Below are 18,860 nucleotides of genomic sequence, written 5' to 3'. Positions count from 1 at the left end.
CCTAGAACCGCGGGTCGGCCGACCAGGCGCGGGAGATGTGTTCGAGCAGCTGGATGTACGAGGCGATGAACCGGTCGATGGAGGTTTCGTGGTAGATGTCCGCGGCACAGATCCAGCGGCCGGTCAGCCCGCCGCCGACCTCCTGCAGGTGCACCTCGGTGTCGAATCGGGTGTTGATGAAGCCGTCGTCGAACCGGGACACCTGGGCGTCGCCGAATCGGGGCGGGGCCGCCTCGGTGTTCTGTAGCTGGAAGACCACCTGCACGAGCGGGTTGCGGCTCAGGTTCCGGGCCGGCGCCAGCTCGGTGACGAGGCGTTCGAACGGCAGGTCCTGGTGGGTGTACGCGCCGAGGGTCGTGTCCCGGACCCGGCCCAGCAGGTCGCGGAACGACGGTGTGCCGGCGCAGTCGGTCCGCAGCACCAGGGTGTTCACGAAGAACCCGACCAGGTCGTCCAATTCGGCGCTGCGCCGGTTGGCGACCGGCGCGCCGACCACGATGTCGGTCTGCCCGGTGTACCGGGCCAGCAGCACTTTGAAGGCGGCCAGTAGCACCATGAACAGCGTCGCCGCCTCCGCCTGGGCGAGAGCACGCAACGCGCCGGTGACCACCGGGCCGACCGTGAACTGCCGGGTGACGCCGCGGTAGGAGGCCACCACCGGCCGGGGCCGGTCGGTGGGCAGTTCGAGCGTCGGCGGCATGCCGGCCAGCCGGTCCCGCCAGTAGCCCAGCTGGCCGGCCAGAACGGCCTCGGTGAGCCACTCGCGCTGCCAGATGGCGTAGTCCCCGTACTGGACGGTGAGCGGCGGCAGCGGCTCGGCGGCGTACAGCCGGGTCAGGTCCCGCGCGATCACACCCATCGACCAGCCGTCGCCCGCGATGTGGTGCAGCACCAGCACGAGCACGTGGTCAGTGTCCGACAGCCGCAGCAGTGCGGCCCGGAAGACCGGGCCGTGGGCCAGGTCGAACACCCGGCTGGCGGTACGCTCCACCATCCGGGCCGCCTCGGCGAGCCGAGCCGGTGCCGTGTCACCCGGCACGTCGAGGACCGGCATCGGCACCTCGCCGCCCGGCTGGACGACCTGCACCGCCCGGCCGTCGGAGGTCTCCTCGACGGTGGAACGCAGCGCCTCGTGCCGGTGCACCACTGCGGTCACCGCCCGGTGCAACGCCTCGACGTCGAGCCTGCCCTCGATCCGGCAGGAGACGGGCAGGTTGTAGAAGGGGTTGTCCGGAATGAGCTGGTTGAGGAACCAGAGCCGCTGCTGCGAGTACGCCAGCGGAAGGTCACCGTCACGCCGCCCGGCGGTGACCGGCGGAACCGGCTCGGTCGCGCCGCGGGCGGCGAGCGACATCACCACCTCGGCGAGACCGGCCGCGGTCGGCGCCTCGAACAGCGCGCCGAACGGCACCTCCACCCCGAACGCCTCGCGTATCCGGGACATCACCCGCGTCACCAGCAGCGAGTGGCCGCCGAGTTCGAAGAAGTCGTCGTGCGGGCCCACCACCTCGACGTCCAGCAGGTCGGCCCAGATCGCGGCGATCATCCGGACCACCGGCTCGTCCAGAAGCCGGGCTCCGGCTACCGGGGTGGGACGTGTCACCGCCGGCTCGGGCAGTTGCGAGCGGTCCACCTTCCCGCTGGGCAGCAGCGGGATCTCGTCGATCGAGACGACCGCGGCCGGCACCATGTACGCCGGCAGGTGCTCACCGGCGAACGCGCGCAGTTCGGCCGGCTCCGGCGCTACTCCGGCCGGAACCACATAGGCCACGAGACGGAAGTCTCCCGGGGTGCTCTCCCGGGCCATCACCACCGCACGCGCCACAGCGGCGTGCCGGGACAGCACGGTCTCGATCTCGCCCGGCTCGATCCGGTGGCCGCGGATCTTCACCTGCTGGTCTCGCCGGCCGAGGAACTCCACGTTGCCATCCGGCAGGTAGCGCACCAGGTCGCCGGTCCGGTAGAGCCGTGCGCCGGGCTCGCCGTACGGGTCCGGAACGAACCGTTGCGCGGTCAGGCCCGGCCGGTTGCGGTAGCCGCGGGTGACCCCGGTGCCGCCGATGTAGAGCTCGCCGGTCACGCCGGCCGGCACCAGCCGCATCCGCTCGTCGAAGACGTAGATCGTGGTGTTCGCCAGCGGGCGCCCGATCGGGACGGTGTGCGGCGGTCGCTCGGTGCAGGTGTAGCTGGTCGACCAGATCGTCGTCTCGGTCGGCCCGTACACATTGGTGAAACTGCCCACCGCGTCGAACAGGCGGCCCGCCAGCGACTCGTTGATCGCTTCGCCGCCGGTGAGGCAGCGGATCCCACGCAGCCGGTCGCTGCCGGCCCGCAGCACGAGTTCCCACTTCGACGGAGTGGCCTGCGCGGTCAGCCGTTGCGGCCGGGCCGCGATGTCCGCCACATACTCGCCTGTCGACACGATCACCGTGCCGCCGCTGACCAGCGGCCCGAAGAGTTCGAGAGCCGCGATGTCGAAGGTCGGCACGGTGCCGAGCACGAAGTCCGGGAAGTCCGTCGACACCAGGTCCCACAACAGGTTGACGACCCCGCGGTGGGGCACCTCGACGCCCTTCGGGGTGCCTGTCGAGCCGGACGTGTAGATCAGGTACGCGAGGTTCTCCGGTCCGGCAGTTCCGGGCAGGTCAGTACCGTCCTGCTCGGCGATCGCGCGGCGGTCGGTGTCCAGGCGGATCAGCGGTATGCCGTTGTCGGCCAGCACCGCGCCGGTGGGCTCGTCGGTCAGCACCGCGACCGCGCGGGTATCGGCCAGAAGGAACCGCAGGCGGGCCTCCGGGTAGGCCGGATCGAGCGGCGCGTACGCCCCGCCGGCCTTGAGGATCCCGAGCAGGCCCACCACGAGGGCGGTGCTTGGCGGCAGGCACACGCCCACCACGCTCTCCGGCCCGACGCCGCGGTCCCGCAGGTGCCGCGCCAGCCGGTTGGCACGGGTGTCCAGTTCCCGGTAGGAGAGCCGCTCCGCGCCGCAGACCACCGCCGTCGCGTCCGGCGTCCGGGCCGCCTGCGCCGCACACAGCCCGGCGATCGTCGCGTCCCGAGGGAACCACGCCGCGGTCGCGTTCCACTCGGTCAGCTGCCGGTCCCGCTCGGCGGTGGCCAGCATCTCCACCGCGGCGATCGACCGATCCGGATGGTCTGCGACCTCGCTCAGCACCGAGCCGAGGTGGCCGGTGAGACGCCGCATCGTCGACTCGTCGAACAGGTCCGTGCGGTAGCTCAGCCACCCGTCGAGGCCGCCGTCCGGCCGGCTCTGACCGGCCACCCGCAGCGCGAGATCGCATCCGCCAGGCACCGGGGCGCCGGCCGTCTCGGACTCACCGGTGTCGAAGTAGATCCGTGCCCCCGGAGCCTGCGGGCGCTCCGCCGCGAACTGCCCCTGGTGCGCGAACGCCTCCAGGACGGTCTGCCGGACCCGGCCTGCCAGCTCGCGGAACCCCGGCCCACCGGAGCAGTCGGTGCGCAGCAGGAGGCCGGCCGAGGTGGCGACGACGATGTCCGTCTGACCGGTGTACCGCATCACCACGACCTTGGTGGCCGCGAGCATCACCACGAAGAGCGTGGCCCGCTCGGCCTCGGTGATCTCACGCAGGCCGTCGAGCACGTCGGCGGGAACGGTGAAGGCGATGGTGTCCACTGTCGATGAGTGAGCGGACTGAGCCATGGCGCGCGGCCGGTCAGCCGGCAACTCCGGAGCCGCCGGCATGCCGGCCAGTTTCTCCTGCCAGTAGCCGGGCCGCAGTCCCGCAATGGCACCGGCCTGTTCACTACGTGTCGAAGTCACTGACCACCATCTCCGCTGCCGAATCCATGAATGCACCGGATCGGAACGCTACGGAGGCGGTTGTGCAGCGCCAACCCTTAAACGGCGCCCCCGGCACCCCTACGGCTACCTGCACCACCCCGACCCGGCGCATAAACCGTGCGCCGAGCAGGCCATACGACAACCGGGGTTGACCCACCGCAATATGTATTTCTAGTGTCAACTCGCCTCACTCGACCTCTTTGATATCTGACCCGACGCCATTGGGGCGCGATCAGCGGGGGATATATTGGAAACGCCATTCCTGAATCGAATAAGCGACGTCGTCGTGGTCGTTTCCAGCCCGCGAGGTGGGTCCTCCCATCTGGCCGAGCTGCTGCGTGGCTGCCCGTCGCTGTTACACCTGCCGGGCGAGACACCACCTCTACTGACACTGGCCGGGCTCGACCCGCTGAGCCGCACCGGCTGCGAGGAGCTGGGCGCCGCCGACGCCGCCGACTTCGCCGAGGCGCTGGACCGCGAGTTCGCGCGTGAGGCCGGCGCTCCGGCCGATCGATGCGACCTGCCGGAGCTGGCGGCCTGGCTACACCGCCGGCTCACCATGCAGTGGCCGGACGAGACCTTCGAGACCGATGAGGTGGCGGGTTACGTCGCCGAGGCCACCGCGGTGGCCAGGCTGCCGGAGCGAGCCGCCGAATTCGGCGACCTGGCCGAGTTCCATCTGGAGTTCTTGGCTGCGGTACGCGCAGCGCATCCGCGCGTGGACCCGTACTACTACGACCTGGACGAGGACCTGGTCACCGCCCGCTTTCCCGGGCTGGACGTGCCGCAGGCCCCGCATCAGGCAGACCGGCTGGTCGAGGTCGCTCCGTTCCTCATCGCCCGGCCATGGCGCCTGGCCGACCCGGACGAGTTGGCGGGCCGCACCCTGGTGATCAAGGCGCCGGGATGCTCGTACCAGATCCCCTTCTTCCGAGCGCTCTTCCCGCACGCCCGGGTACGGATCCTGCACCTGACCCGCGCGCCCGGACCATCGATCAACGGGCTGATGATCGCCTGGCTGCACCGGGGATTCTTCTCCCGCACGGTTCCCGAGGAGCTCGCGATCGGCGGGTACAGCGACGTCCATCCCGAGTGGGGAGACCACTGGTGGAACTTCGACCTCCCGCCGGGCTGGACCGACATGACCAAGGAGCCGCTGGAGGCAGTCTGCGCCTTCCAGTGGGCGTCCGCACACCGGGCCGTCGGCGCGGAGATCGCCCGCTCACAGGTGGACCACCTGACCGTGCGACACGAGGACCTGGTCGGTTCCGGCCGAAAGCGGCACGCCGCCGTCCACCGGCTGGGCTGCTGGCTGGGCCTGTCCAGTGCCGAGATCGAGCGCCTGGCGACGGCGACAATCGATCCGGTCTCGGCGACCGCCAAACCGGACGAGAACCGCTGGAAGCGCAACGCGCACGTGATCCTGCCCGCGATGCGGGCGCCGCACATCCGCGAGGTCGCCTCCGACCTCGGCTACCACGACTTCTCCGCATAGACGGGACGACGCGATGACGACGATCGACCATGGACGGATACTCCGGCTGGGCTCCTCGACGCTCTTCGAGGCCGGCCGGGCAGCCGGTGCCACCGACATTCTGGATCCGGCCATCCGGCCGCTGTGGAACGGCGCTGCCGTCTGCGGACCGGCCTATCCGGTGACCTGTGACTCCGCGGACAACCTGGCCGTGCACCGGGCGGTGGAGCTGTGCGAGCCCGGCGGGGTGCTGATGGTGAACGGCTGGGGTGTCGCGGCCGGCTACTGGGGCGAGATCCTCACCGCCGCGGCCCAGTTCCAGGGCATCGCCGGTGTCGTGATCGACGGCGGCGCCCGGGACCTCGACGGACTGCGGGCGCGGGGCTTTCCGGTCTTCGCCCGAACGATCGGCATGCGCGGCGCGGCCAAACGATCTCCGGGCGAAACGGGACAGCGGGCCAAAGTCGGAGGGGTTACGGTCGAGTCCGGCGACCTCGTGGTGGCCGACACCGACGGCGTCCTCGTCGTGCGCCGCTCCATGGTGTCCAAGGTCACAGCTGACGCCGAGGAGCGAGTCCGGTATGAGAACGAACTCCTCAACAGGGTTACGAAGGGCGAACGCACATTGGACCTCTTGCAACTCCGCGCGACCCTTGACTGAACATTGACGGATTTGAGTAGCCATTCAAGGATTCCAGAGTAGAATCCGGACTGCCAATCACTGAATGTGAAGGCCAAAGAGCACAAAACCGTAATCGGGGGATGGCGGATGAGCTTGGCTGAACGGGACCAGTGTGTCCACAGCTTGATGAAATCCCTGGACGAATGCCGGCAAGGGAAAGGCAGCGTCACTCTGGTCAGCGGCTCCATAGCAAGCGGGAAAACAGCTTTACTGCACGAATTCGCCGAGCATGCGACGACTTCGAACGCACGATTCCTGAGCGCCACCTGTTCAGCAGCTGAGAGCGACCTACCCCTTGGCGTCATCGATCAGATCATTCTCAACGCCCGGACGGCGTACGGCTACGAGCCGGGCGGCGACGACGGAAACGATCGGGAGCCGGCCGGCGCCCGTGCCCTGCACCGCCTCTGCCTCGACATCGCCGACCGGGACGCGGAGCGTCCACTCATCATCGGCATCGATGATATCGAATACATCGACACCGCATCGCGGCAGTGCGTTCTCTACCTGGCGCGCCGGCTGACCGCGAGCCCGGTGATGGTGGTGCTCGCCGGGTCCTCCGACCCGCAGTCGGTCGGCTGGCAGTTCCAGGCCGAGCTGCTGCGGCAGCCGCACGCCTCGGCCATCCGGCTCGCTTCGCTGACGCCGGCCGGCACCGCCGACGTGCTCGCCGATCACCTGGCACCGGCCGAGACACAGCGGCTGGCGGCCGCCTGTCACCAGATCAGCGGGGGGAACCCCCTGCTCGTGCACGCCCTGGCGGAGGACAACCAGTCGCCGGCCGACCCCTCGGCGCCGATCGAGGTCGGCGACGCCTTCAGCCGGGCCCTCCTCAACTGTCTCTACCGGTGCGACCCGCCGACGCTCTCGGTGGCCCAGGCGCTCGCCGTCCTCGACGGGCTGCCCACCGGCCTCCCGGCGCTGGTGAACATGGAGCCGGAACAGGTCGAGGCCATCCTCCGCTCACTGCAGTCCGCCGGGCTGGTGAACCGGGGTCACTTCCGCCACGCGGTGGCGCAGACCGCGGTGCTGCAGAGTCTCGACCCGCAGGAGCGACGGCGACTGCACCTGCGGGCCGCCGTCATCCTGCACGACATCGGCAGCCCCGCCACCGAGGTGGCCGGCCACCTGGTGGCGGCCAAGCGGGTGACGGACGCCTGGGGTGTCGGCGTACTGCGGGAGGCCGCCGAGCAGCGGCTGTCCGACGGGGACGTCGGAGCGGCACTCGACGCGCTGGACCTCGCCTACCAGGCCAGCTCCGGCGAGCACGAGCGGGCCACGGTCAAGTCGCTGATGGCGGTGGCCGAATGGCGGATCAACCCGTCCAGCGCTCGGCGGCACCTGCCCGAGTTGAGCGCGGCCGTGCAGCGAGGCGACCTCGCCGGGCGACCGGCGATCGACCTCATCGACCGGCTGCTGTGGCACGGCCGGCCCGAGGACGCCGTCGATCTGCTGGACCGGCTCAGCGAACGCGACCGAGCCGGCGAGCTGGACGCCGAGTCCCAGGCCGCGCTCCGGGCGATCGCCCTCAGCATCGCCTTCCTCTACCCCGACACCGCCGAGCAGGTCCGGCCCGAGGCCACGGACGGTGACCACACCGACGAGGCGATACCGGCCAGTCCACTGAGCCTGCGACTACAGTCCGCCACGGTCCGGGCCGCGATCCTGGCCGACGGTCCGGACAGCGCCACGGTCAGCCACGCGGAGCAGATCCTGCAGGTGGCCCGGCTGGACGACACCACCCTGGCCCCGATCACAGCAGCGTTGCTCGCCTTGTTCTACGCCGACCGCGCGGACAAGGCCGCGGCCTGGTCCGCGCCCCTGCTGGCCGAGGCTGACCTCCGGCACGCGCCGACCTGGCAAGCGATCTTCGGCACCCTGCACGGATTGGTAGCGCATCGCCAGGGTGACCTGGCCGCCGCCGAGCAGCACGGGAACACCGCTTTGACCCGGATCTCGCCCCGATGCTGGGGCGTCGCGATCGGTGCCCCGCTTGCGCTGCTCATCCTGGCCAAGACCGAGATGGGCAAGCACGACGACGCCGCGGAGCTGCTGCACCACCCGGTGCCGGACGCCATGTTCCGGACCCCGTACGGACTGCACTATCTGCATGCCCGTGGGCGTCACATGCTCGCGACCAAGCACTTCGCCGCGGCACTCAACGACTTCCAGGCGTGCGGCGAGCTGATGCAGAGGTGGGGCTTCGACCTACCGTCCGTGGTGCCCTGGCGCAGTGAGGCGGCGCAGGTCCGCCTGGCGCAGGGCCGGGGCGACGAGGCCCGCCGTCTGGTGGAGGAGCAACTGAGCATGCTCGGGCCGGGGCACACCAGGGCCCGCGGCATCTCGCTGCGCGCGATGGCCTCGATCACCGAGCCGCGTCAGCGCCCCCAGTTGCTCAGGCAGGCCGCGGAGGTGCTGCAAGCCTGCGGCGACCGGCTGGAACTGGCGCGCACGCTGGCCGCGCTGAGCCATGTCAAGGAGGAGGTCGGCGAGTCCAGCCGGGCCCGGGCCCTGGAACGCTGGGCACAGAACCTGGCCGCGACCTGTTACGCCGAGACGCCGTCGACGGAGCCGCCCGGGCCCGGCGACGGCACCGAGCAGCATGCCACCGTCGACGGCGGTGCTTCCTCGCTCAGCAACGCGGAGCGCCGGGTCGCCGAGCTGGCGGCCAAGGGCTACACGAACCGCGAGATCTCTTGCAAGCTCTACGTCACCGTGAGCACGGTCGAGCAGCATCTCACCCGGGTGTACCGGAAGTTGAACGTCAATTCCCGTGCCGACCTGCCGCTGGGTCTCGACTTCGACGACCTTGACTTCGACGACCACACCAAGGCGATCGCCTGACCATCGGGAGGTATCCGTGAGAGCGGAGTTCATCGAGACGGTAACCGGCGAGACGGACGCCGGCGCGGTCGCGGCCCTGCCCGTGCCCGACCACTATCGCGCGGCGGTGCTGCTCGAGGACGAGCAGACCATGTTCGAGGGTGTCTCGATGCCGGACCGCAAGCCGGCCGACGCCGTGCACATCCAGGAGGTGCCCACCCCGGAGCCCGGTCCCGGCGAGGCGCTGATCGCGGTGATGGCCAGCGCCGTCAACTACAACACGGTCTGGAGCGCGATGTTCGCCCCGGTGCCGACATTCGCGTTCCTCCGCCGGTACGCCAAGACCGGTGGCCTGGCCGCCCGTCATTACCAGCCGTACCACGTGATCGGGTCGGATCTCGCCGGGGTCGTGCTACGCACCGGTCCGGGCGTCCGCCGGTGGAAAGCGGGTGACCGGGTGGTGGCGCACTGCCTGTCGGTGGAGCTGGAACACCCGGACGGCCACGACGACAGCATGCTCGACCCGGAGCAGCGCATCTGGGGATTCGAGACCAACTACGGCGGGCTGGCCGAGCTCGCGCTGGTCAAGGCCAACCAACTGATGCCCAAGGCCGAACATCTGACGTGGGAGGAGGCGGCGTCGCCGGGGCTGGTGAATTCGACCGCGTACCGTCAGCTCGTCTCGCACCACGGCGCCGCCATGAAACAGGGCGACAACATCCTGATCTGGGGTGCGGCCGGCGGCCTGGGCTCGTTCGCTGTGCAGTACGCCCTGGGCGGCGGCGCGAACCCGATCTGCGTCGTATCGAATGCGCGCAAGGCCGAGGTCTGCCGGCGGATGGGCGCAGAGGCCGTGATCGACCGGGACGCCGAGGACTACCGGTTCTGGACCGACGAGCACACCCAGAACCCGCGTGAGTGGCGGCGCTTCGGCGAGCGCATCCGCGAACTGACCGGCGGCGAGGACGTCGACATCGTCTTCGAGCACCCGGGCCGGGAGACGTTCGGCGCTTCGGTCTATGTCGCACGCCGGGGCGGCACGGTGGTGACCTGCGCCTCCACCAGCGGCTTCCTCCACCAGTTCGACAACCGGTACCTGTGGATGAACGTCAAGCGCATCCTCGGTTCGCACTTCGCCAACTACCGCGAGGCGTGGCAGGCCAACCGGCTCATTCAACAGGGCCGGATCCACCCCACTCTGTCCACCACATACCGGCTGGAGGACACCGGACAGGCCATCGACGACCTGCATCACAACCGGCACCAGGGCAAGGTCGGCGTGCTGTGCCTGGCGCCGGCCGAGAACGGCGGAGTCACCGATCCCGAGATGCGTGAACGGCATCTGCCCGCCATCGAACGGTTCCGGTCGTGAGATCGGTCTGACCGGCGCCTCAGGCCTGCTGACGTTCAGACAACCGGTCGTGGCGCTGCTTGACCGCCTGGGCGCTGTTGAGGCCCACGCCCTGGGCGATGGCCTGCCAGGTCAGCTCTCGGCCGCGCGCGGCGTTGAGCAGGCCCAGCTCCAACTGGTCCACGTCGGCCCGCACGTGGGCGATCAGCGCCAGCGCGGCGAGGACGTCCTCGTCGGCGATGTCGGGCTCACCGAGATCGAGGTCGATCGTGCCCAGCGCCAGCCCGGCCACCAGGCGCACCGCCTCATGGGGCTCGATGGCCGCCGGGTGGGCGGACCGCCGCCGCTGCTCGTCGGTGGCGGCGTGCCGCTCCGCGATCCGGCTCAGTGCCGCCCACTGCTGTCGCGCCACGTCCGCCGCCGGTGCCGTACTCGTCTCCGTCATGCACTGATCTCATCATTTCAACGAAGTGTTGTCAACACTTCGTTGAAATGATGAGGGGTGCGGACCCTACTCGACCGTGGCCGACTCGATGACGATCTGCTCGCGCGGGACATCCTGGGCGCCGGTCGGCACCTGGGCGATCCGGTCGACGACGTCGAAGCCCTCGGTCACCTTGCCGAACACCGTGTAACCCCAGCCGTCCTGGCCCGGATAATCGAGGAACGCGTTGTCCACGGTGTTGACGAAGAACTGCGCGCCCGCCGAGTGCGGATCGGACGTCCGGGCCATGGCCAGGCTGTACTTGACGTTCTTCAGTCCGTTCTTCGCCTCGTTCTCCACCTGGTGGGGAGCGGGCTTCTGCCGCATGCTCGTGTCGAAACCACCACCCTGGATCATGAAGGTGCCGATCACCCGGTGGAAGATCGTTCCGGTGTAGTGGCCTGAGTTGACGTAGTTCAGGAAATTCGCGACGGTCTTCGGCGCGTTCGCCTCCTCGAGCTCGAGCACGATGTCGCCGTAGCTGGTACGCAGTCGGACTGTAGACATATCGGCAGTTTCTCACAGCCGCCGATCCGCCCGCGGCCGTGCCCGAACTCATCGCCCCGGGCACGGCCGGACGAGCCGTCTATCCGACGAGAAGAGGGAGCTCCTTGGGCCCGTTCATGGTCGGGTCAGGGTGCGGCCGCATCGGGCGATCCGGATCGAGCCGGATCCGGTCGAAGCGGCGCAGCAGCACGCCGAGCGCCGCCTGCGCCTCGAGCCGGGCCAGCGGCGCGCCGAAACAGAAATGGATGCCCTTACTGAAGGCGAGATGCGGGTTCGGCGAGCGCTCGGGGTCGAACTCGCCGGGCCGCTCGAACTGCCGCTCGTCGTGGTTGGCCGACAGCACCGAGCACACCACGATCTGGCCCGGCTCCATGGCCACACCGCGCAGCTCGGTGGCCTTCTTCGTCACCCGCGGCACGATGCCCACGGGACTGCGGTAGCGCAGCACCTCCTCCAGCGCGGTGGGGATGACCTCCGGACGCCGGCGTACCAGCTCCTCGGCCTCGGGGTTCTCCGCCAGGCACAGGATCGCGTTGCCGAGCCACAGGGTGACCGTGACGTGCCCGGCCAGCAACAGCACGGTGGCGAATCCGGCGATCTCCCGGTCGGTGAGCCGCACGCCGTCGACCTCGGCCGTCACCAGGTCGCCGAGCAGACCGGGCTCGGGCTTGGCGCGGCGCCGGACGGCCAGGTCGAGCAGGTAGTCGTGGAACGACTTGGACGCGTTCACCGCCGACTCGTCGTTCGGGTCGAAAGCGCCACCGGCGTACAGGGCGTCTGCCCAGTCCTTGAACTGCGGCCGATCCCGTTCGGGCACACCCAGCAGCTCAGTGATCACCGTGAGGGGCAGCGGGTAGGCGAAATCGTTCACGAGTTCGAGCCGGCCCGGGTCGGGCGCACGGTCGAGCAGATCCTCGGCCAGCTGCTCGATCCGGTCCTTGAGCCGCGCCACCGACCGGGGCGTGAACGCCTGGCTGACCAGGCGCCGCAGCTGGTGGTGCCGGGGCGGGTCGAGCGTGCCGATGTGCCCCTCCATGAGCTGGACCTGATCGGGATAGACGGAGCCGAAGTCCGACGAGAACGTCTCCGGGTCGTGGAGCACGCTCACCGCGTCGTCGTACCGGAAGACCTGGTAGACGCCGCTGGCCGGATCCCGGACCACCGGGCTGTTGTCGCGCATCGTCCGGCACAGGTCGAGCATCTCGAGTCCCGGCCGCACCGCTGGCGCTTCTGCCGACATGATCAAAACCTCCAGGGTGTACGGATTAGCCGGCCACGATCTCGTAGTAGGCGAACCGGAACGCGGTGTTCGGAGCGGAGAGGATGCGCCGGCAGGTGAGCCCGGCCGCCTCGATGACCTTCAGCCAGCCGTCACGCGGGCGCGGGAAGCCCTGCTCGGTGAGGACGTGCACCAGGTAGAAGTCGGCGTCCGAGCCGTCGACGTACAGCTCCGGCTCGCACAGCAGCATGGCCCGGTCCGGCCCGGCGCGGAGCATGTCCGCGTACCGGCGCAGCAGGTCGACGACCGCGTCCTCGCCGTCGCGGAAGTGCTCGTGCAGAGCTCCGACCGCCACGTACAGGTCGGCCGTCGCGGCGACCTCCGCCGGCCACGACTGCGGCTTGAACGCGTCGCCCACCACGAACGAGAGACGGTCGGCCACCCCCTCGTCGTGGGCACGGCGGGTGGCGTACCCGATGGCGTCCTCGGCGATGTCGAGACCGAAACCACGCAGGCCGGGCTCCGAACGCACCAGGTCGAGCAGCAGGCCACCGGTGCCGCACCCGAGATCGAGCACGCCACGCGCGCCGCGGTCGCGCACCACGTCCCGGACGATGCTGCCGCCGAAGCTGCGGAACAGGACCTCACAGCGCAGGCCCAGCTGCTCGGTGTCGCGGTGGACGTCGATGCCGTACGTGCGGCTGCCGTCGACGAGGCCGGCGATGTTGTGCAGCACCGGCCCGTACGCGTCGACGTAGTAGCCGATCAGCGACTCGGCCACCTCGTTGAAGAGCCCCTCGCCGCGCTCGGTGAGACGCCAGCGATCGCCGTCGGACTCGGTCACCTCGCGCAGCTCCAGATAGCGCAGGACCTGGCCGGTCTTCTCGGTCCGTGTGGGGTCGCCGGCCAGCCGGTCCAGGGGCGTGAAGTCCCGGGAGAGCCGGCCGGCCACGCCGGAGCGGGCGAGGCCGACGATCGCCGTACACAGCACGTAGGACGACGCGAGCTCGCCGGCGCCGGCCCGCGCCACCCCCTTCCAGGTGCTCTGTACCTCGTCGTCGAGAACCTTCTCGGACTTGTCGTCAACGGTCATGGTGTCCTCCACTCAGGAAATTCCGCAGCCGGTCCAGGGCCTCCTCCGTACGGCCCTCGTCCCGGACGAACGTCATGCGCATCCACCGCCGGCCTCCGGCCGGGTCGGTGAAGAAGCTGGTGCCCGGGGCCACCAGCACACCGGCCGAGCGCACCAGTTCCTCGGCCAGCAGGTCGCTGGGCCGACCGAGGGTGTCCACCGCGGCCAGCACGAACCAGCCGCCCTCGGGCCGGGCCACCGTGAGGCCGAGTTCCCCCAGCCGGTCCACGAGGTGGTCGCGGCGCCGCTGGAAGTACGCCGAGTCGTCGGCCAGACCCGCCACGTCGACGGCGGCCGCACCTACCTGGAGCGGGCCGGGCGCGCCGACCGTGGTGCGCTCGTGCGCCCGCCGCACCGCCGCGGTGAACGCCGGCGACGCGAGGCAGTAACCGAGCCGCCAGCCGGACATCTGCAGCGACTTCGACAGGCTGCCGACGACGATCGCGTGCTCGGCGGCGCCGGGCCGGCCCAGCGGCGACACGTGCCGGCGGCCGTCGTAGACGTACCCCTCGTACACCTCGTCGGTGATCAGCACGAGGTCGTGGCGGGCACAGAGGTCGAGCAGGCCGGCCACCTCGTCCTCGTCGAAGGCGCGGCCGGTCGGGTTGTGCGGGGTGTTGAGCAGCACGGCGCGGGTGCGCGGAGTCAGCGCGGCGCGCACGGCCTCCAGGTCGAGGCGCCAGCCGGGCCCGTCCAGCGGCACCGGTCGCGCAACGGCACCGGCCAGCTCGATCATGCCGGGATAGTTCTCGTAGAAGGGTTCGAACAGCACGACCTCGTCGCCGGGGTCGGTGACCGCCAGCAGCGCGTTCAGCACCCCCTCGGTCGCCCCGCACGTGATGGTCACCTCGGTCGCCGGGTCGACGGTCACACCGCGGTGGCGCCGGGCCAGCTCGGCGATCGTCTCCCGCAGGGCGAGGAGACCCTCCGGGGGCGCGTACTGGTTGCGGCCGCCGGTGAGGGCCCCGGTGGCCGCCCGTACGGCCTCGGCAGGTGGCTCTCCCGGCGGGATGCCGAGGGCGATGTCGATGGCGCCGATCCCGGCGGCGAGCCGCATCAGCTCGGCCAGCCGCATCGACCCGATGCCGGAGACCCGGCGCGAGAGGCGGGCGCCGGCGCGCGGCGAGTGCTCAAGCGAGGAGGTCACGGATCGCCTCCCCCGCCGCCCGGGTGCCGAGTGAACCGCCGATGTCGGCCGTGCACCGTCCGTCGGCCACCGCGCGATCGGTCGCGGCACGTACGGCCGTGGCCTCGTCCCGGTACCCGACCCGGTCGAGCAGCAGCGCCGCGGACAGCACAGCGCCGATCGGGTTGGCGGTGTCCGTGCCGGCGATGTCCGGTGCGCTGCCGTGCACCGGCTCGTAGAGGCCGAATCCGGTGCCGGGGTTCAGGTTCACCGAGGCGGCCGTGCCCAGGCCCCCGGCCAGTTCGGCCGCGAGATCGCTGAGGATGTCGCCGTAGGAGTTGTTGGTCACGATCACCTCGAACCGGGTCGGGTCCTGCACCAGCCGCATCGCTGCGACGTCGACATACAGGTGGGTGGTCTCCAGGTCCGGGCGCTCGGCGCACGCCGCGCGCCACAGGCGCTGCCAGACCCGTCCGCCGTTGGGCACGGCGTTCGACTTGTCGACCATGCACACCGCCCGCGACGCGGCCGCCATCGCGTAGTCGATGACCCGCCGCACGCCGAGGTGGGTGGTGACCTCGGTGTCGATGGCGACCTCGTCCTCGGTCCGCGACCGCAGCGCGCCGCCGATGTCGGTGTACAGGCCCTCGGTGTTCTCCCGCACGATGGCGCAGTCGATCTCCCGTCGGCCGGCCCGGCGCAGCGGGCTGAGCCGGGCGTCCAGCAGGCGCACCGGCCGGTAATTGACATAGAGGTCCAGCTCGAAACGCAGGCGCAGGAGCACGTCGCGCGCGTACCGGGTGCCCGCCACGCGCGGATCGCCGACCGCGCCGAGCAGGGTGCCCGCGCTGCCGGCGATCCGCTCGAGGTCGACCTCGGAGAGTGCCACCCCGGTCTCCAGGAAGGTGCCCGCGTTGACGTGGTCGAGGACGTCGAACTCCAGCCCCAGGTCGAAGGCGCCGAGCACCAGCAGGGCCTGCTCGGTCACCTCCGGCCCGATGCCGTCGCCGGGGATCACGGTGATCCGGGTCATCGCCCTCACCCGGCCCGGGCCGCGCCGAAGACCGGCAGCCAGTGCGGCCGACCACGCTCGTACGCGGTGATGCCGTCGCCGTCAGCCAGGGTCACCGCGATGTCGTCCTGCCCGTCGAGCAGCAGCCGGCGGGCCCGCGGATCGACCTCGAACGCCTGCCGGCCGCCGTCCCAGCGCACCTCGCACGCCACCAGGTCCACGGTGACCGGGAACCCCGGATCCCGGTCGGCCGCGTCCAGCAGGCCGGACACGACCGCGTCCGGCAGCTGAACGGCGAGCAGCCCGTTCTTCAGCGCGTTGCGCCGGAAGATGTCACCGAAGCTCGGCGCCAGCACCGCGGCGATGCCCCAGTCCCGCAGGGCCCAGACGGCGTGCTCGCGGGAACTTCCGGTGGCGAAGTTCGGCCCGGCGACGAGCACCGAGCCGCCGGCCCGGGCCGGATCGTTGAGCACGAAGTCGTCCGCCTCCCGCCAGCGGGCGAACAGCCCGTCCGCGTACCCGGTCTTGGTGAGCCGACGGCAGAAACGGCTCGGGATTATCTGATCGGTGTCCACGTCACTGCGCCGCAGTGGCAGGACACGTCCGGTGTGCTCGGTCAGCGGTTCCAAGCGCTTGCCTCTCCACTCATCGATCAGCTCAGGTCCGCGGGCGCGGCGAGACGTCCGGCGACCGCGGTGGCCGCCGCCACGGCGGGCGATACCAGGTGGGTACGGGCGGTGTCGCCCTGCCGGCCCTCGTAGTTGCGGTTGGAGGTGGACGCACAGCGACTCGGCCCGCTGAGCCGGTCGGCGTTCATGCCCAGGCACATCGAGCACCCGGACAGCCGCCACTCCGCGCCGGCCGCCAGGAAGACGTCGTGCAGGCCCTCCCTCTCGGCGTCCGCGCGCACCTGCATCGAGCCGGGCACGACCAGCATGCGCACCGATGGCGCGACCTTCCGCCCGCGCAGTACCGCGGCCGCCGCCCGCAGGTCCTCGATGCGCCCGTTGGTGCACGAGCCGAGGAAGACGGTGTCGACCTCGATGTCGCGCATCCGCGTGCCCGGTTCCAGTGCCATGTACTCCAGCGCGCGACGGGCGGCGGCCTGCTCGGCGGCGTCGGAGAACTGCGCGGGGTCCGGCACCGCCTGACTGAGCGGGACCGCCTGGCCGGGGTTGGTGCCCCAGGTGACGACCGGGCTGAGGGCGTCCACGCCGAGCGTCACCGTACGGTCGAACGTGGCACCGGGATCGGTGTGCAGGCCCGACCAGTACGCCAGCGCGTCGTCCCAGTCCGAGCCGGTCGGCCGGCGGGGGCGGGTGGCGAGGTACTCGACGGTGACCTCGTCCGGCGCCACCATCCCGGCCCTCGCGCCGGCCTCGATGCTGAGGTTGCACAGGGTCATCCGGCTCTCCATGGAGAGACCGCGGATCGCCGCGCCGCGGTACTCCAGGACGTGGCCGTGCGCACCGTTCGCCCCGATCTCGGTCAGCAGCGCCAGCATCAGATCCTTGGCGGTCACGTCCGGCGGGAGCGCGCCGGTGAACTCCACGGCCATCGTGCGCGGCCGCGGCATCGACAGCGTCTGGGTGGCCAGCACGTGTTCGACGTCGCTGGTCCCGACGCCGAACGCCAGAGCGCCGAACGCGCCGTGCGTCGAGGTGTGGCTGTCGCCGCAGACCACCGTCATACCGGGCTGGATCGCGCCCAGCTCCGGCCCCACCACGTGCACAATGCCCTGCTGGGCGTCACCGTGCCGGAACAGTTCGATGCCGTGCTCGGCGCAGTTGCTCCGTAGCCGGGTGACCTGCTCGACACTGATCGGATCGCTGATCGACAGGCTGTCGGTGGGCACGTTGTGGTCCTCGACGGCCAGCGTCAGATCGGGCCGCCGCACCGCCCGGCCGGTCAGGCGCAGGCCGTCGAAGGCCTGCGCCGACGTCGCCTCGTGCACCAGGTGAGCATCGATGTAGAGCAGGTCGGGACCGTCGGATCCGGACGGGACGCGGTGGCTGTCCCAGATCTTCTGGAACAGCGTGCGGGGCTCGCTCACGCCTGCGCTCGCAGGGATGCGGCCAGCCGCTCGCGCACCACGTCCAGCTCGTCGGCGCGGCCGTCCGGGCGCTCGGAGACATATTCGAGGTAGAACCGGTCGACCACCTTCTCGTCCACCGGCTCGCCGAGGCCCTCGAGCAGGTACCGGATGATCGCGCGGCCGGAGTGCCGGCCGACCAGCAACGAGCGCTCCCGATGGAACCGGTGCGGGTTGATGAACTCGTACGTCGCCGGGTTCTTGAGAATGCCGTCCTGGTGGATGCCGGCCTCGGTGGCGAAGGCGTTCTCCCCGAAGATCGCCTTGTTGCGCGGCGCCGGCATACCGATCGTCTCGGAGAGCATGCGGAACGCGCGGTACAGGTAATCCAGCCGCACGCTGGTGGCCGCGCCGAAGTACTCGCCCTTGTACGCCAGCGCGGCCGCGAGCTCCTCGACCGGCGTGTTGCCGGCCCGCTCCCCGATCCCGGCCAGCGTGGCCTGGACCTCGTCGGCGCCCGCCTGGATGCCGGCGAGGGCGTTGGCGAGGGACAGCCCGAGGTCGTCGTGGCAGTGCGTGGAGAGTTTGACGTCGTCCGGCAGCAGCGACCGCACCATGGCGCACAGGTCGCCGTACTCCTGCGGCGTGGCGCAGCCGGTGGTGTCGGCCAGGATGACAGTGGTGACACCGGATGACAGCGCCTCGGTCACCAGCGCCTCGATCAGGTCCTTCTCGCCACGGCTGGCGTCCTCAACCCCGTACGAGACGTCCTGCGCGCCCAGTTCGTGCGCGAACCGGATCGCCTCGCCGGTCTCCCGCACGGCTTCGGCCCGGGAGATGCCACGCTTGTACCGCAGGTGCAGATCACTGCCAGTGCCGCAGATCTGCACCTGGTGGTTGGGGCCGGTGCCGCCCGCCTCGATGGAGAGCTTGACGTCGGCGATGGACGTGCGGTTGAAGGTGGCGAACCGCGCGGTGGTGAGCGCCGCGGCGATGAGCCGGGTGGCCTCGAAGTCCACCGGGGACGATCCGGGGTAGCCGGCCTCGACGATGTCGGCGCCGTAGTCCTGGATGGCCAGCGCCAGCCGCAACTTCTGCTCGGCCGTCATGGCGTTGCCGGGAGCCTGCTCGCCGTCGCGCAGCGTCGCGTCGAACAGCGAGATGCGCCGTGGGGACGTCGCTTCGTTCATGATGT

Annotated in this window: 14 protein-coding genes; 4 read left to right on the top strand and 10 right to left on the bottom strand. The window is 70.6% G+C overall.

Annotation, left to right across the window (positions count from 1 at the left end):
• Position 1: 1 nt before the first annotated feature.
• The gene (locus Aco03nite_RS49150) at positions 2–3,802 is read right to left on the bottom strand and encodes a non-ribosomal peptide synthetase (protein WP_203809524.1); all 3,801 of its coding nucleotides are present in this window, start codon (positions 3,800–3,802) and stop codon (positions 2–4) included.
• 307 nt (positions 3,803–4,109) lie between these two features.
• On the opposite strand from Aco03nite_RS49150, the gene Aco03nite_RS49145 reads away from it, so the two are divergent.
• From Aco03nite_RS49145 to ccrA, 4 genes are all read left to right on the top strand, one after another.
• Positions 4,110–5,318, top strand: coding sequence for a hypothetical protein (locus tag Aco03nite_RS49145; protein WP_203809522.1), 1,209 nt, complete (start codon positions 4,110–4,112; stop codon positions 5,316–5,318).
• A 13-nt stretch (positions 5,319–5,331) separates the two neighbouring features.
• A complete protein-coding gene (locus tag Aco03nite_RS49140; protein ID WP_203809520.1) occupies positions 5,332–5,958 on the top strand; it encodes an RraA family protein in 627 nt (208 codons plus the stop codon).
• Between the two features lie 108 nt (positions 5,959–6,066).
• Positions 6,067–8,823, top strand: coding sequence for a helix-turn-helix transcriptional regulator (locus Aco03nite_RS49135; protein ID WP_203809518.1), 2,757 nt, complete (start codon positions 6,067–6,069; stop codon positions 8,821–8,823).
• A 16-nt stretch (positions 8,824–8,839) separates the two neighbouring features.
• Entirely contained in the window at positions 8,840–10,174 is a 1,335-nt protein-coding gene (gene ccrA, locus Aco03nite_RS49130; protein ID WP_239146069.1) for a crotonyl-CoA carboxylase/reductase, read from the top strand.
• Between the two features lie 19 nt (positions 10,175–10,193).
• Here the strand turns inward: ccrA and Aco03nite_RS49125 are convergent, their stop codons facing one another.
• From Aco03nite_RS49125 to Aco03nite_RS49085, 9 genes are all read right to left on the bottom strand, one after another.
• On the bottom strand, positions 10,194–10,598 hold the full coding sequence (locus tag Aco03nite_RS49125) for a DNA-binding protein (RefSeq protein WP_203809514.1): 405 nt from the start codon (positions 10,596–10,598) through the stop codon (positions 10,194–10,196).
• A gap of 66 nt (positions 10,599–10,664) precedes the next feature.
• Positions 10,665–11,144 carry a peptidylprolyl isomerase gene (locus Aco03nite_RS49120; protein ID WP_203809512.1) on the bottom strand — a complete coding sequence of 160 codons (480 nt, stop codon included), beginning with the start codon at positions 11,142–11,144 and terminating at the stop codon, positions 10,665–10,667.
• 79 nt (positions 11,145–11,223) lie between these two features.
• Positions 11,224–12,384 (bottom strand): cytochrome P450, encoded by a 1,161-nt coding sequence (locus Aco03nite_RS49115; protein WP_203809510.1) that lies wholly within the window; start codon positions 12,382–12,384, stop codon positions 11,224–11,226.
• Between the two features lie 25 nt (positions 12,385–12,409).
• Entirely contained in the window at positions 12,410–13,456 is a 1,047-nt protein-coding gene (locus tag Aco03nite_RS49110) for an SAM-dependent methyltransferase (protein ID WP_203809508.1), read from the bottom strand.
• Positions 13,446–14,642 (bottom strand): pyridoxal phosphate-dependent aminotransferase, encoded by a 1,197-nt coding sequence (locus tag Aco03nite_RS49105; RefSeq protein WP_239146068.1) that lies wholly within the window; start codon positions 14,640–14,642, stop codon positions 13,446–13,448. Before Aco03nite_RS49105 ends, Aco03nite_RS49110 begins: the two co-directional genes overlap by 11 nt.
• A complete protein-coding gene (locus tag Aco03nite_RS49100) occupies positions 14,626–15,654 on the bottom strand; it encodes an isocitrate/isopropylmalate dehydrogenase family protein (RefSeq protein WP_203809506.1) in 1,029 nt (342 codons plus the stop codon). Before Aco03nite_RS49100 ends, Aco03nite_RS49105 begins: the two co-directional genes overlap by 17 nt.
• Positions 15,655–15,659: 5 nt before the next feature.
• Positions 15,660–16,262, bottom strand: coding sequence for a 3-isopropylmalate dehydratase small subunit (gene leuD / locus Aco03nite_RS49095; protein WP_203809504.1), 603 nt, complete (start codon positions 16,260–16,262; stop codon positions 15,660–15,662).
• A gap of 23 nt (positions 16,263–16,285) precedes the next feature.
• Entirely contained in the window at positions 16,286–17,686 is a 1,401-nt protein-coding gene (leuC, locus tag Aco03nite_RS49090; RefSeq protein WP_203809502.1) for a 3-isopropylmalate dehydratase large subunit, read from the bottom strand.
• The gene (locus Aco03nite_RS49085) at positions 17,683–18,855 is read right to left on the bottom strand and encodes a LeuA family protein (protein WP_203809500.1); all 1,173 of its coding nucleotides are present in this window, start codon (positions 18,853–18,855) and stop codon (positions 17,683–17,685) included. The genes leuC and Aco03nite_RS49085 overlap by 4 nt, the downstream gene beginning before the upstream one ends.
• Between the last annotated feature and the right edge of the window lie 5 nt (positions 18,856–18,860).

The sequence above is a fragment of the Actinoplanes couchii genome, assembly GCF_016862075.1.
Classification (GTDB): Bacteria; Actinomycetota; Actinomycetes; order Mycobacteriales; family Micromonosporaceae; genus Actinoplanes; species Actinoplanes couchii.
The sequence above is the reverse complement of the archived record's forward strand: the minus strand, read 5'-3'. Positions and strand labels throughout refer to the sequence as shown.

What these genes read in the sequence shown, in the direction of transcription:
- Aco03nite_RS49140 (WP_203809520.1), top strand. Translation starts at nt 5,332, where the DNA reads ATGACGACGATCGACCATGGACGGATACTCCGGCTGGGCTCCTCGACG.
- Aco03nite_RS49135 (WP_203809518.1), top strand. Translation starts at nt 6,067, where the DNA reads ATGAGCTTGGCTGAACGGGACCAGTGTGTCCACAGCTTGATGAAATCC.
- Aco03nite_RS49125 (WP_203809514.1), bottom strand. Translation starts at nt 10,598, where the DNA reads ATGACGGAGACGAGTACGGCACCGGCGGCGGACGTGGCGCGACAGCAG.
- Aco03nite_RS49120 (WP_203809512.1), bottom strand. Translation starts at nt 11,144, where the DNA reads ATGTCTACAGTCCGACTGCGTACCAGCTACGGCGACATCGTGCTCGAG.
- Aco03nite_RS49115 (WP_203809510.1), bottom strand. Translation starts at nt 12,384, where the DNA reads ATGTCGGCAGAAGCGCCAGCGGTGCGGCCGGGACTCGAGATGCTCGAC.
- Aco03nite_RS49110 (WP_203809508.1), bottom strand. Translation starts at nt 13,456, where the DNA reads ATGACCGTTGACGACAAGTCCGAGAAGGTTCTCGACGACGAGGTACAG.
- Aco03nite_RS49100 (WP_203809506.1), bottom strand. Translation starts at nt 15,654, where the DNA reads ATGACCCGGATCACCGTGATCCCCGGCGACGGCATCGGGCCGGAGGTG.
- Aco03nite_RS49085 (WP_203809500.1), bottom strand. Translation starts at nt 18,855, where the DNA reads ATGAACGAAGCGACGTCCCCACGGCGCATCTCGCTGTTCGACGCGACG.